At 69.9% G+C, this 12,607-nt stretch carries 9 protein-coding genes; 2 read left to right on the forward strand and 7 right to left on the reverse strand.

Features of this window, described 5'->3' with window-relative positions; genetic code table 11:
- Positions 1 to 53: 53 nt before the first annotated feature.
- A complete protein-coding gene (locus ACI2K6_RS15030; protein ID WP_404568945.1) occupies positions 54 to 779 on the forward strand; it encodes a GMP synthase in 726 nt (241 codons plus the stop codon).
- A gap of 118 nt (positions 780 to 897) precedes the next feature.
- On the opposite strand, the gene ACI2K6_RS15035 is transcribed toward ACI2K6_RS15030, so the two are convergent.
- From ACI2K6_RS15035 to ACI2K6_RS15065, 7 genes are all read right to left on the reverse strand, one after another.
- Positions 898 to 1,749, reverse strand: a complete 852-nt coding sequence (locus tag ACI2K6_RS15035; RefSeq protein WP_404568946.1) for a tryptophan-rich sensory protein — start codon at positions 1,747 to 1,749, stop codon at positions 898 to 900.
- A 31-nt stretch (positions 1,750 to 1,780) separates the two neighbouring features.
- The gene (gene treZ, locus ACI2K6_RS15040; protein ID WP_404568947.1) at positions 1,781 to 3,517 is read right to left on the reverse strand and encodes a malto-oligosyltrehalose trehalohydrolase; all 1,737 of its coding nucleotides are present in this window, start codon (positions 3,515 to 3,517) and stop codon (positions 1,781 to 1,783) included.
- Positions 3,514 to 5,934 carry a malto-oligosyltrehalose synthase gene (treY, locus tag ACI2K6_RS15045; protein WP_404568948.1) on the reverse strand — a complete coding sequence of 807 codons (2,421 nt, stop codon included), beginning with the start codon at positions 5,932 to 5,934 and terminating at the stop codon, positions 3,514 to 3,516. The genes treZ and treY overlap by 4 nt, the downstream gene beginning before the upstream one ends.
- Positions 5,931 to 8,144, reverse strand: coding sequence for a glycogen debranching protein GlgX (glgX, locus tag ACI2K6_RS15050; RefSeq protein WP_114588808.1), 2,214 nt, complete (start codon positions 8,142 to 8,144; stop codon positions 5,931 to 5,933). Before glgX ends, treY begins: the two co-directional genes overlap by 4 nt.
- 127 nt (positions 8,145 to 8,271) lie before the next feature.
- On the reverse strand, positions 8,272 to 9,036 hold the full coding sequence (locus tag ACI2K6_RS15055) for a hypothetical protein (RefSeq protein WP_404568949.1): 765 nt from the start codon (positions 9,034 to 9,036) through the stop codon (positions 8,272 to 8,274).
- A gap of 89 nt (positions 9,037 to 9,125) precedes the next feature.
- Positions 9,126 to 10,442 carry a hypothetical protein gene (locus ACI2K6_RS15060; protein WP_404568950.1) on the reverse strand — a complete coding sequence of 439 codons (1,317 nt, stop codon included), beginning with the start codon at positions 10,440 to 10,442 and terminating at the stop codon, positions 9,126 to 9,128.
- 166 nt (positions 10,443 to 10,608) lie between these two features.
- The gene (locus ACI2K6_RS15065; protein ID WP_112617469.1) at positions 10,609 to 10,896 is read right to left on the reverse strand and encodes a WXG100 family type VII secretion target; all 288 of its coding nucleotides are present in this window, start codon (positions 10,894 to 10,896) and stop codon (positions 10,609 to 10,611) included.
- Between the two features lie 208 nt (positions 10,897 to 11,104).
- On the opposite strand from ACI2K6_RS15065, the gene ACI2K6_RS15070 reads away from it, so the two are divergent.
- The gene (locus tag ACI2K6_RS15070; RefSeq protein WP_404568951.1) at positions 11,105 to 12,511 is read left to right on the forward strand and encodes a DUF222 domain-containing protein; all 1,407 of its coding nucleotides are present in this window, start codon (positions 11,105 to 11,107) and stop codon (positions 12,509 to 12,511) included.
- Positions 12,512 to 12,607 lie beyond the last annotated feature (96 nt).

Genomic DNA, 12,607 nt, shown 5'->3' on the forward strand with positions numbered 1-12,607 from the left:
CACGGAAGGTCATCCCCACCGGGTCGGCTCGGCGGGAACCATAGACTTTCGGCATGGCCCCGCTCGTGTACGTCTGCGTGCGCCCGCAGCAGGCGGCCGCGGACGCGGAGTACGCATCTTTCCGCACCGCCATGGGCCTCGACGAGTCCCAGCTCGAGCGCATCGATCTGACGCGCGACGCCCTGCCCGCGGACGCGTTCACGCGCTGGCGCGGCTTCGTCGTCGGCGGCAGCCCCTTCAACGCCACCGACGATCCCGGCGCGAAGCCGGAGGGTCAGCTGCGCCTGGAGGCCGACCTCGCGCGCATCGTCGAGGCGGCGGCATCCGCTCGGACGGCGGCGCTGTTCACCTGCTTCGGCATCGGCGTGGCCACGACCTACCTCGGCGGCACGATCTCGCGCGACTACCCCGAGGACACCGGCCCGACCGACGTGACCCTGACGGAGGCCGGCCGGGTCGACCCGCTGCTGGGCTCGCTCTCCCCGACCTTCGCCGCGCTCACCGCGCATAAGGAGGGGACGCAGACGCTTCCCGCCGGGGCGGTGCTCCTCGCCACGAACAGCGCCTGTCCCGTGCAGGCCTACCGCGTGGGAGATCGCCTGTACGCGACGCAGTTCCACCCCGAGCCGACGCCGCAGGACTTCACCGAGCGCATGACGATCTACCGCAACGACGGCTACTTCGACGCGGCGGACTACGACCGCGTCGCGGCCCGCGTGCTCGCGGCCCCCGTGACCGAGCCGACCCGCTTCCTCGCCGCGTTCGCCGCGACGTTCTGACGCCGGGCGCGATACAACCGTCGGATCGGTGGTGCGGATGTCGCCTCCGACGACGTTCGAGGCGACACCAGCACCATGGGTCCGACGAATGTATCGGCGCGGCCGGTCAGGCGACCGGTCAGGCTGTGCGGGTGCGGCGCAGGATGCCGCGGTGCTCGCGGCCGTTCGAGCGCCAGGCCGTCACGGCTGCGCCGGCGACGACCACGACGATGACGGCGATGGCGGCGATGGCCACCGGCGTCGAGTGGGGCTGATCGGTCGTGCGGGCGATGGCCACCCACGCCAGGCCCCAAGACAGCGCGATGATCGGCGAGGGGCGCCCGCGCGAGAAGGCTGCGATGCCCACGCCGACGGCGGCCACGAGCACGAGCACGGCCACACCCCACACGTCGGCCTGCATGCCCCACGACTCGGGGACGGTGCGGCTGAGCCACGCCGTGACGTTCGCGACCGTCGCCAGCGAGACCCATCCGAGGTGCAGGCCCACCGTGGCGTCCATGAGCAGCCGGTCGCCGACCGACTGCGGCCGCGAGCGCACCAGCAGGTGGAACGTCCAGCCGAGGGCGGCGAGGAGCGCCACGATCGCGACGACGGTCAGCGGCAAGGTCGTGAACTGCGCCGCGAGCAGCCATCCCCCGTTGAGCACGGCGGTCAGCGCGATCCACCATCCCACGAGCCGCTGCCGGTCGCGGGAGCGCTGCGCGGGCAGCGCCTGCCAGATCGTGTAGCCGATCATGAAGAGGTAGATGACCGACCAGATGCTGAACGCCTGAGTTCCTGGCGCGAGCACCGTCGAGTCGGCGTCGAGCGCGCCGCCCTGCAGATCGCGCACGTTCGTCCCGCCGAAGAGCCCGGTCCCGACCATCGCGGCGATGATCATGAAGACGACGGCCGAGATGACCGCGATCTGCCGGACGAGGTCCGACGACTTCTGCGGAGGGCGGGCGGCGTGGTGCGCTGTGGTGCTCATCCCTTCACGGTAGATCCGACCCCGAGGCCGGTCATCCGCTTGACAGATCCGGCCCCACGATGACGGCCGAGTTCGGCTCGACGACGAGCAGTTCGTCGACGATCCGGCTCGGCAGCGTCTCGAGCCACACCACGTCGCCGTTCGGCTCGACCCGCCACGGCGCCTCGGAGAGGTTCACGAGCACGCGTGCACGAGCTCGCTGGAGGTCGTAGAGCCGGCCGCCCTCACCTTCCGCCGCACCGGCACCGCGCGCGGTGAGTCGCGGGTCGGTCAGGTCGGGCACCGAACGGCGCAGCCGTCCGAGCTCGCGGTACAGCGCGAGCAGGCGAGCGTGGTCGCCTTCGCCGACCTCCGTCCAGTCGAGCTTCGACCGCAGGAAGGTCGCCGGATCGTTGGGGTCCGGAACGAGGTCCTCATCCCAGCCCATCTCGGCGAACTCCTGCTTCCGTCCGGCAGCGGTCGCCTCGGCGAGCTCGGGCTCGGGGTGCGACGTGAAGAACTGCCACGGCGTGGACGCGCCCCACTCCTCGCCCATGAACAGCATCGGGGTTCCCGGCGCGGTCAGCGTCAGGACGGCCGCGACGGCGAGCCGGTCGGCGTCGAGCGTCGCCGACAGCCGATCGCCCGCCGCGCGGTTGCCGATCTGGTCGTGGTCCTGCGCGAAGGTCACCAGCCGCCACGACGGCGACTCGGCCGGAATCGGACGGCCGTGCTCGCGGCCCCGGAACGAAGAGTAGGTGCCGTCGTGGAAGAAGCCCGAGTTCCAGGTCTTCGGCACGGCGTCGAGCGCGTCGAAGTCGGCGTAGTAGCCGACCGTCTCGCCCGTGAGCGCGACGTGCACGGAGTGGTGCCAGTCGTCCGACCACTGCGCCGTCATCCCGTGCCCGCCCGCCTCGCGCGGCAGGATCATGACGGGGTCGTTCATGTCGCTCTCGGCGATGAGCGTCAGCGGGCGCCCGAGGTGCGTGCCGAGCGCGTCGACGCGGTCGGCGATCTCGCCGAGGATGTGAACGGGGCTGTCGTCGTCGTGCAGCGCGTGCACGGCGTCCAGCCGCAGCCCGTCGACGTGGAAGTCGCGCAACCACATCTCGGCGTTGCCGATGATGTACTCGCGAACGGCATCCTCGTCGAGATTCACGCTGTCGCCCCACGTGTTGCGGCGACCGTCGCGAAGATACGGACCGTACTCGGGCAGGTAGTTTCCCGAGGGCCCGAGGTGGTTGTAGACGACGTCCTGGATGACGGCGAGACCGGCCCCGTGCGCGGCATCGACGAATCGGCGATACGCGTCCGGTCCGCCGTAGCTCTCCTGCACGGCGTACCAGAGCACCCCGTCGTAGCCCCAGTTGTGGGTGCCGTTGAAGGCATTGACCGGAAGGAGCTCGATGTGGGTCACGCCGAGCTCGACGAGGTGGTCGAGGCGCCCGATGGCGGCGTCCAGCGTGCCGGCGCTCGTGAAGGTGCCGATGTGCAGCTCGTAGATGATGCCGCCGGCGAGCGGTCTTCCCGTCCAGGCCTGATCGGTCCACGCGAACGACGACGGGTCGTCGATCGCCGACAGACCGTGGACGCCGTCAGGCTGCCGCCGCGAGCGCGGGTCGGGGCGCGCGTCGTCGCCGTCGCCGAGGACGAAGCCGTACCGATCGCCCGGGCCGAGGTCGACGTCGGCCGACCACCAGCCGTCCGCCGAGCGCGAGAGCTCGACGTCCGCGGCATCCGGCCGTCGCAGCCGCACCCGCTCGGGGCGCGGCGCCCATACCTCGATCATGCGTTCTTCCCTTCGGCGGTCGGACGTTCGGCAGTCGGACGTTCGGCGGCGAGCAGCGCCACCGGGTACGTGTCGAGCAGGTCGGCCAAGCGCACCGCGCCGCCGTTCCAGGCACGGCCGGTCAGCTGGTCGACGTGGCGCCCCGGCGGAACCATCACGACCGTGCCGCCCCATCCGCCGCGCGCGGCGAGGCCGACGGGCAGGCGCGTCGCGACGGTGACGGCGCCGCCGCGGTCGAAGGCGATCGCGTGGTCGGCGGCGGAGCCGACGACCGGCAGCGGGGCGTAGCGCGTGAACAGTTCGGGACGATCGCGACGCAGGCGGAGCGCCCGCGAGACGACGAGGAGCTTCGCCGCACCGGAGTCGTCGATCTCGGGATGCCATCCGCCGTCGAGCTTCGTGAGCAGCTCGCGGCGCTCGGCGAAGTCGACGTCGCGACGATTGTCGGGGTCGACCAGCGAGAGGTCCCACAGCTCGGAGCCCTGATAGACATCGGGCACCCCGGGCGCGGTCAGCTGCAGCAGCTTGGCGGCGAGGGAGTTCGAACGCCCGGGAGCCGTCAGCTCACCGACGACCTCCTCGACCACCGCACGGGCGTCACCCGAGGTCGCGGCATCCACCAGTGCGGCGATGCGAGCCTCGGCATCCTCGTCGGGATCCGTCCACGAGGTGACGATCCCGCCCTCGCGCGAGGCCTTCTCGGCGTAGTCGCGCAGCCGCTCGGGCGACGCGGGCCACGCTCCGACGATCGCCTGCCAGAGCAGGTCGTCGAGGCGTTCGTCGCCGGTCGAGGCGATCGCCCGCAGGCGCCCGAGGGCGTCGGACCAGCGGTCGGGCAGCTCGGCGATGACGGACAGCCGGGCGCGGACGTCTTCGCTGCGCTTGGTGTCGTGGGTGCTCAGCGCCGTGAGGGCCTGCGGCCACATCGCCTGACGGTTCGCCTGCGCGAGGTGGAAGCCCGCGACGTCGAGGGCGAAGACGCCCGGGTCGCCGCCCACCTCGGTGAGCGTGCCGAGACGCGGATAACGGTAGAACGCACTGTCTTCGACGCCCTTGGCCATGACCGGCCCGGTCGTCTGACCGAAGCGGCGGCTCAGCTCGGTGTCGCCCGCCGTGACCAGCGGGGCGAGGATCGCGATCGCGTCGGCGAGATCGGGGCGGGATGCGGATGCCGCGGCCACCGCCTCGGCGACGAGCTCGTCACCCACCGGCGGATAGACGCGGTACACCGAGAAGCTCGTCAGGAGTTCGGCGAACGCGTCGCGCGCGACATCCGCTCCCAGCGCTTCGCGCACCTCATCGGGCAGGCAGCGCACGAGACGCCCCACCTCTGCGGCCTGCAGCGTATCGGCGACCGCACGCTTGGCCTCGCGCACGATCTCGTCGTACGACGCGGGGGCATCGGCCGAGCGGAGCGCGGCGTCGAGCTCGTCGAGTCGACCCTTGCCGGCGGGATCGATGAGCACGCGGTCGATCTCGGCCATCGCGTCGTACCCGGTCGTACCGGCGGTCGGCCACCAGGACGGCAGCTGCTCGGCGTGATCCGTGGCGGCGTGCTCGAGGATCTTCTCGACCACGACATACGCGCCGCCGGTCGCCTCGGCGAGCTGCTCGAGATATCCGCCGGGGTCGGCGAGCCCGTCGGGGTGGTCGATGCGGAGGCCGTCGGCCAAGCCCTCGCGCAGCCAGCGGAGGATCTCGACATGGCTCGCCTCGAAGACCGCCGGCACGTCGACGCGTACACCCGCGAGCGTGTTCACGGCGAAGAAGCGCCGGTAGTTCAGCTCGGTCGCGTCGTCGCGCCAGAATGCGGCACGCCAGTGCTGCGCGGCGAGCACGGCATCCACGGTGGCGGGGTCGGTGGTCGCCGCCGAGGGTGCGGTTCCGTCGGCGAGCGGCAGCACGTGGTCGTAGTAGCGAGCGACACCCTCAGCGCCGTTCGCCTCGTCGGCTGTCACCGGCGCGACCTCGATCTCACCGGCGGCGACGGCTTCGCGGAGCGTGGAGCCGAGGATCGGCAGGCCGACCTTGCCCCCGCCGTACTCCCAGTCGATGTCGAACGCCTCGGCGTGGACTGATGCGCGACCGTGTCGGAGGACGTCCCACCACCAGGGGTTCTCGGCCGGAACCGCGACGCCCTGATGGTTGGGCACGATGTCGACGAGCACACCGAGTCCGGCACCGCGGGCGGCGGCCGAGAAGCGCGCGAGCCCCTCGGCGCCGCCGCGGCGCGGGTCGACGATCGTCGGGTCGACGACGTCGTAGCCGTGGTCCGACCCCTCCGCCGCCGCGAGCAGCGGAGAGAGGTAGGCCCAGTCCACGCCGAGGTCACGGAGGTAGTCCGTGACCTCGGCGGCCGCCGTGAGGTCGAACGCCGGTCGGATCTGCAGCCGGTAGGTCGAGATCGGAGCCGTCATCGGCCCGTGACCTCGGGGGTCGGCGCCTCGGCGGGAACGATGTCGATGGGCGTCGTGTACCCCGCAAGCGAGGCCGCCACCGAGTGGTCGGTCTCGGGCTCGGGCTCGGTGTACTCCCCCAGGACGACGAGCGACTTGGCACGGACCTGCAGCGCGTTGCCGCCCTCGAGCGGGTCGGTGCCGACGAGCTCGCCGCTCGTGTCGATCAGCACCTCCCATCGGTCCGCGTACTGGTCGGAGGGCACGGTGAACTCGACCTCGTCGTCACCGGCGTTGAACAGCACGAAGAAGTGGTCGTCGGAGATGTCCTCACCGCGCCGGTCGCGCTCGCGGATGCCGTCGCCGTTGAGGAAGACTCCGACCGCCCGCCCGAACCCGGAGTCCCAGTCCTCGGGCTGCATCGCGGTGCCGTCCGGGCGCAGCCACATGATGTCGGGCACCGGGGCGCCCTCTTCGCGGCGCACGGGGCGCCCGTCGAAGAACCGGCTGCGCCGGAACGTCGGGTGCAGGCGGCGCAGGCGCGCGAGGGCCGCAGTGAACTCGATGAGCGGCTGGTCGACCTGGTCCCAGTGGATCCAGGTCAGCTCGTTGTCCTGCGCATAGCCGTTGTTGTTGCCCTGCTGCGTGCGGCCGAGCTCGTCGCCGTGGCAGATCATCGGAACGCCCTGGCTGAGGAGCAGCGTCGCGAGGAAGTTCCGCTGCTGGCGGGCGCGCATCGTCAGCACGTGCGGGTCGTCGGTGGGTCCCTCGACGCCCATGTTGTACGAGCGGTTGTGCGACTCGCCGTCGTTGCCGTCCTCGCCGTTGGCGTCGTTGTGCTTCTCGTTGTACGACACGAGGTCGCGCAGCGTGAAGCCGTCGTGCGCCGTGACGAAGTTGATGGATGCCACCGGCCACCGGCCGTCGTGCTCGTAGAGGTCGGCCGAGCCGGTGAGCCGAGAGGCGAACTCGCCGAGCGTCGAAGCCTCGCCGCGCCAGAAGTCACGGACGGTGTCGCGGTACTTGCCGTTCCACTCGGTCCACTGCGGCGGGAAGTTGCCGACCTGATAGCCGCCGGGGCCGATGTCCCACGGCTCGGCGATGAGCTTGACCTGCGAGACGATCGGGTCCTGCTGCACGAGCTCGAAGAACGCCGACAGCCGGTCGACGTCGTAGAACTCGCGCGCCAGCGTCGCCGCGAGGTCGAAGCGGAAGCCGTCGACGTGCATCTCGGTCACCCAGTAGCGCAGCGAGTCCATGATCAGCTGCAGTGCGTGCGGGTTGCCGACGTTGAGGCTGTTCCCGGTGCCGGTGTAGTCGGTGTAGTAGCGCTTGTCGTCGTCCTCGAGCCGGTAATAGGCCTCGTTGTCGATGCCGCGCATCGAGAGGGTCGGGCCCATGTGGTTGCCCTCGGCGGTGTGGTTATAGACGACGTCGAGGATGACCTCGATGCCGGCGGCGTGCAGCGCCTTGACCATCGCCTTGAACTCCTGCACCTGCTGGCCGTGGTCGCCCGTGGCCGAGTAGGTGTTCTGGGGCGCGAAGAACGCGATCGTGTTGTAGCCCCAGTAGTTCGACAGGCCCTTCTCCTGCAGCGTGGAGTCGTTGACGAACTGGTGCACCGGCATCAGCTCGATCGCCGTGATGCCGATCTTCTTGAGGTGGTCGATCACGGCGGGATGCGCGAGCCCGGCGTAGGTCCCGCGGATGTCCTCGGGGATGTCGGGGTGCAGCTGCGTCAGGCCCTTCACGTGAGCCTCGTAGATGACGCTCTCGGCGTACGGGATCTTCGGCTGACGGTCGCCCGCCCAGTCGAAGAACGGGTTGACGACGACACCCTTCATCATGTGAGCGGCCGAGTCCTCGTCGTTGAACGAGTCCGGCTCGCCGAAGTTGTAGCCGAACACCGGCTGTCCCCAGTCGATCTGACCCTCGACGGCCTTGGCGTACGGGTCGAGCAGCAGCTTGCTCGGGTTGAACCGCTTGCCGTCGGCCGGGTCGTTCGGACCGTGCACGCGGTAGCCGTAACGCTGCCCCGGCTGCACGTTCGGCAGGTAGGCGTGCCAGACGAAGGCGTCGACGTCGCGCAACTCGACGCACGTCTCGGTGCCGTCCTCATCGAAGAGGCAGAGCTCGACTTTCTCGGCGCCTTCGCTGAAGAGGGCGAAGTTCGTCCCGTTGCCGTCGTAGGTCGCTCCGAGCGGATACGCGGAACCCGGCCATGCCTGCATGTGATCTCCCCTGTTCGTGAGGCTCACACTACTCAGGCCGAATCACGCGACCCGGTGCCCTTGACAAGCGCGCGGCGGGAGTCCGTTCTCAATGAGGCTCGTCGCTCGGGCGGGCGTCAGCGCCCGGTCAAGCGCGGCGGGGCGCGAAGCGCGCGCCGAGCATACCGGGCGGCGTCTGCCGCGCGTCCGTCGCGATGGACTCCGTGATGCGGCCCGCGGTCTCGAGCTCATCGATGGCGTCGCCGACATCCGCCAGGATGCGGGCGCGTGTGTCGTCATCGAGGGCGGCGATGGCCGCGGCGAGCCGATCCACCGTCCCCTTCCAGCGTGCGGAGCCGTCCGTCGGCTTGCGCCGGAAGACCACGAAGTACAACGCGCCCACGATGAGATCTGCCGCGATCGGCGCGATGCCCCACATGCCCTCGGCCTGATCCTGGGTCGCTGCGAGTATTGATACGACCAGCGCAACGGCCGCTGCCGGAGCGTGTATCCAGCCGACGGCGTGAGCGGATCCCGCGTCGACGCGGCCCCCATCACTCCCGCTCGTGAGCAGCCCGGTACCGGCGACCACGGCACCCGCGGCGAAGACGACACCAGCAGCGCCGACCGCGGCGATATCCGCTCGGCCGAACACCCACCCGAGAAGCAGCGCAGCGCCAACCACCGGCGCCGCCATCCCGACGAGGTTCCAGATCAGAAGCAGGATCGTCATCACGGGGCGCCTCCCCGAGTGGGCGGCCGACTCCCGGAACACCGAGGTGGGCGCCAAGAAGGCCATGACCCGACGCACCTCGGGCGCTTCCTGCCAGGCACGCGCTTCGAGACGCCACCAGTCGATGGGCTCCCACGTGCGGCGCGTTGCCGCGAAACGCGCGGCGGGCCCCGACGTCATGTCGCCTGCTCCGAACGACCCCCGCCGATGGCGGCCATGCTCGACATGATCTCCCCTGTTCGTGAGCCTCACATTACTCAGACTGAGAGTCAGCGCTCGCCGCGGTCGGTGCCGAAGAACACGGGGTCGGAGGGAGATTCCCGGTCGGGGAGATACCCCTCAGGCAGGGGGCCCTTGCCGAACAGCATCCGGCTGAGCTCGAACTTGTCGCCGGGCTTGCACGGCGACGTGGCGGTGACGACGACGTTCCCGTTGTCGACCAGCGTCACCGTGAGCAGGGAGTAGACGCCCTGCTCACGGACGATCACGTCGCTAGACGCGACCTCGCCCGACGCGAGATCCATGCCGTCGACATCGAAGCCTTCAGACACCAGGTGCTGCGCGACAGCGTCGCGCCTGCCAGCCACCTCTGCCGGATCGATCGTGGTCGTGCGTGTCAGGTCGAACTTCCAGCCGTCGTCGCACCCGACACCGGATGGGGTCATCCCGTACGTCCGCACCTCCCACGGCCCCTCGTTGATGACGGCCAGCACGCCATTCGTCGTCTCGCGGAAGTCGAGGTACAGGCTCTCCGCCTCCTGGTACAGCTCGTCTCCCGTCGGTTGCGCCACCGTCGCTCCACATCCCGTCAGGACGATGCCCGCCACGGCGGTCATCGTGGCCCCGAGCAGACCCAACGGTGCGCGGCGCGCGCGCGCAGCATCGGTAGCAGTGATCAGCTCACGCGAGGCGAGGATGTCGATGGCCTCCCCGATCGTCGTGAGGGTCGCCGCCGCCGCCGCGGGTGGCAGCGCGTCGATCCGACGGTTCAAGCCTGCGCCGGCACGCTCGACGTTGTCGCGGTTCTCATCCGTCGGCATCCGGCGGTGGCGGATCGTCAGAAAGGCGCCGAGCGCGAGGTCGACCAGCACGCCGGCGATGCCCCAGGCGCCGAGGAGTCGATCATCGAGGAGTGCCTGCACCGCGACGACCGCCACCGCCAACGCGGAGATCAGATGGACGATGCCGATCGTGCGCATGGTGCGCGGGTGCACGCTCTCAGGGCGGCCTCGCTGCGACAGCACCCCGAACAACGCGATGAGGGCGGCGACGCCCATCGCCGTGCCCGCCACCGCGAGATCCAGTTGATCGCCCTCGATGAGCACCGCTCGCAACGAGGCGAAAGCGGCGACGGCGGGGATCACGAGGGAGGCGATCTGGGCGAAAGCGAGCAGCGGCTGCACGAAAGCGGGACGATCGGGCACGAGCGAGCTCCAAGCCTCACGCGGCGCCAACCGGGCCAGCGCCAGCTGCACCTCGGGGTGCGCGCGGAACGCGGTGGCCTCGAGCTTCCACCACGACACTCGATCCCAGCCGGTCGCGTGCTGCGCCAGTTCCTGCGGCGTCTCCGCCGTCACTCGCGCCACCCGGGTTGCTCCTTCGCGTTCGCCGTGAACAGGTCTGCGGGGATGAAGCCTGGTGCCCGTCGCCGCTCGATCACATCGTCGACGATCATCGAACGCAACACCGCCTCAGTTCGGTGCGGACCAGGATGCAGCCCGGTCCGCACCGAATCGATGTCGCGCGAACGGGTCAGCTGCCGGCGAGCTGCTGGTCGAGGTCCTGGATCGCGCGCATCATACCCAGCAGCGACTCGGACATGTCGTTGATGCCATCGACCGCGTTCTTCAGACCCGTGGTCAGCTCCGAGTAGCCCTCACCGAACTTGCCCGACGCGTGCTGCGTCTTGAAGTCATCGCCCAGAAGCGTATCGACCTGCGACTTCAGGGTGTCCAGCTGACCCTGAATGTCATCACGAGCCTGCGCCAGCGAGCTCGCAACCTGCTCCATCTCGCCATAAGATGCACCGAAATCAGCCATGACGGCCCTCCTGAAAGTAGATGTCCCGACCCCCCTCCGGAGCCGACACAGAAAACCTATCGGGACCGATCACATCAGGTCGATGGGGAGAACTCCCCACCCTGCTCCGCTTGGACATCAGCGTCTTGTGGCGGAGGCGCCGCTTGCGGCGTTGCGGCGCCTGTGGAAAGCGCGGGCCGATGTCGGGGATCCGTGGCAGTATTCGAACATGCATTCGAATAGCGAGCTTGGCAGCGGAATGGGCAGCGACAGCGATGTCGACGCCCTCGCTCAGCTCGTCGCGGATGCCGAGAGCGTTTCGGATGCTGCGCGGTTGGCGCAGATTCGTGAGGTTCGGGTGCTCGCCGCGGCCGGGGTGCTGGCTGAGAGGCAGGCCGCGGGTGCGTCGGAGCAGGTCAAGGCGCGCGAGATGGCGCTTCGCGGCATCGCGGCTGAGCTCGCCGGAGTGTTCGTGGCGACCGATCGGACCCTGCAGCGGCGTATCGACGAGGCGCGAGACCTCGTCGAGAACTACCCGGTGACGATGACGGCGTGGGAGGCCGGGCGCATCGTCCGGGGGCACGTGCGGTTGATCCAGGAGATGGGATGCCTCGTGCCCGTGGCGGATCGGGCGGAGTTCGAGCGGGTTGCGGTCGAGCGGTGCGAGGGCGAGAGGCCCAACCGGGTGCGGGACGCGTTGCGGATGATCGCGGAGCGGATTCACCCGCGGACGTTCACGGAGCGGCACGAGGAAGCAGCGGCGGGGCGGGGCGTGCGGGTGCAGGCCGGGCCCGATGGGATGTCGGACCTGATCGCGACCTTGCCGACGGTGATCGCGGATGGGATTGTTGACCGGCTGACGCGGCAGGCGCGAGAGATCATCAACGCGCGGGCCCAGGCTGATGCGCCTGGCGCGCCTGACACTCGAGCCGACGCGAACGGCGCTTTACCCGATGCCGACACGACGATTCGCGACGGGTCGTCGTTCATTGAGGATGCTCGCACCATCGACCAGGTCCGCGCCGACGTGTTCAGTGACCTCCTCCTCGCCGGGACGCCGGCCCTCGACCCGACTGGCACCGGTGACGGGAACGGAACGCTCGGGGCGATCCGCGCACACGTCCAGGTCGCGGTGTCGGCACTGACATTGATGGGACAGGACGACGGGCCAGCCGACCTCGCGGGACGCTCGCCCATCGACACCACCACCGCACGCGAACTCGCCGGCAACGCAACCTCCTGGGACCGGCTTCTCACCCACCCGGTCACGGGAACCGTCCTCGAATGCGACAGCTACCGGCCCACCGCCGCCATGGTGCGACTGCTACGGGCGAGGGATCGGCACTGCCGGTTCCCCGGATGCCGACAACCCGCCATCCGCTGCGAGATCGACCACACCATCGCCGCATCCGACGGCGGTGCCACCCACGTGTGCAACCTCGCGAACCTCTGCAAGAGACACCACGACGTCAAACACCACACCCGATGGCGAGTCCAACAACTCGCGGGCGGAAGGCTGATCTGGACCTCACCCACCGGACGGATCTACCGCGAAGACGCACCACCACCACTCGTCGCCTTCACCGTCGCCACCACGATCCCAGACCCACCCGATCCGGGGCGCCCACCGTTCTGATCCAGCGCGTGCCGAAACGCACGCCCGCGTGCCAGAAGGTGCGCCTGAGCCTGCCCCGGGGCCCGGATTCGGATCCGTTTCGCGCAGCGCCGGTAC

Source organism: Microbacterium sp. NPDC006705 (genome assembly GCF_044903545.1).
In the GTDB taxonomy this organism is placed as follows: domain Bacteria; phylum Actinomycetota; class Actinomycetes; order Actinomycetales; family Microbacteriaceae; genus Microbacterium; species Microbacterium plantarum.

Bases quoted from the DNA above. Each gene is read 5' to 3' on its own strand.
- ACI2K6_RS15035 (WP_404568946.1), bottom strand. From the start codon at position 1,749: ATGAGCACCACAGCGCACCACGCCGCCCGCCCTCCGCAGAAGTCGTCG.
- ACI2K6_RS15065 (WP_112617469.1), bottom strand. From the start codon at position 10,896: ATGGCTGATTTCGGTGCATCTTATGGCGAGATGGAGCAGGTTGCGAGC.
- ACI2K6_RS15070 (WP_404568951.1), top strand. From the start codon at position 11,105: ATGCATTCGAATAGCGAGCTTGGCAGCGGAATGGGCAGCGACAGCGAT.
- treZ (WP_404568947.1), bottom strand. From the start codon at position 3,517: ATGATCGAGGTATGGGCGCCGCGCCCCGAGCGGGTGCGGCTGCGACGG.
- ACI2K6_RS15055 (WP_404568949.1), bottom strand. From the start codon at position 9,036: ATGACGTCGGGGCCCGCCGCGCGTTTCGCGGCAACGCGCCGCACGTGG.
- ACI2K6_RS15030 (WP_404568945.1), top strand. From the start codon at position 54: ATGGCCCCGCTCGTGTACGTCTGCGTGCGCCCGCAGCAGGCGGCCGCG.
- glgX (WP_114588808.1), bottom strand. From the start codon at position 8,144: ATGCAGGCATGGCCGGGTTCCGCGTATCCGCTCGGAGCGACCTACGAC.
- treY (WP_404568948.1), bottom strand. From the start codon at position 5,934: ATGACGGCTCCGATCTCGACCTACCGGCTGCAGATCCGACCGGCGTTC.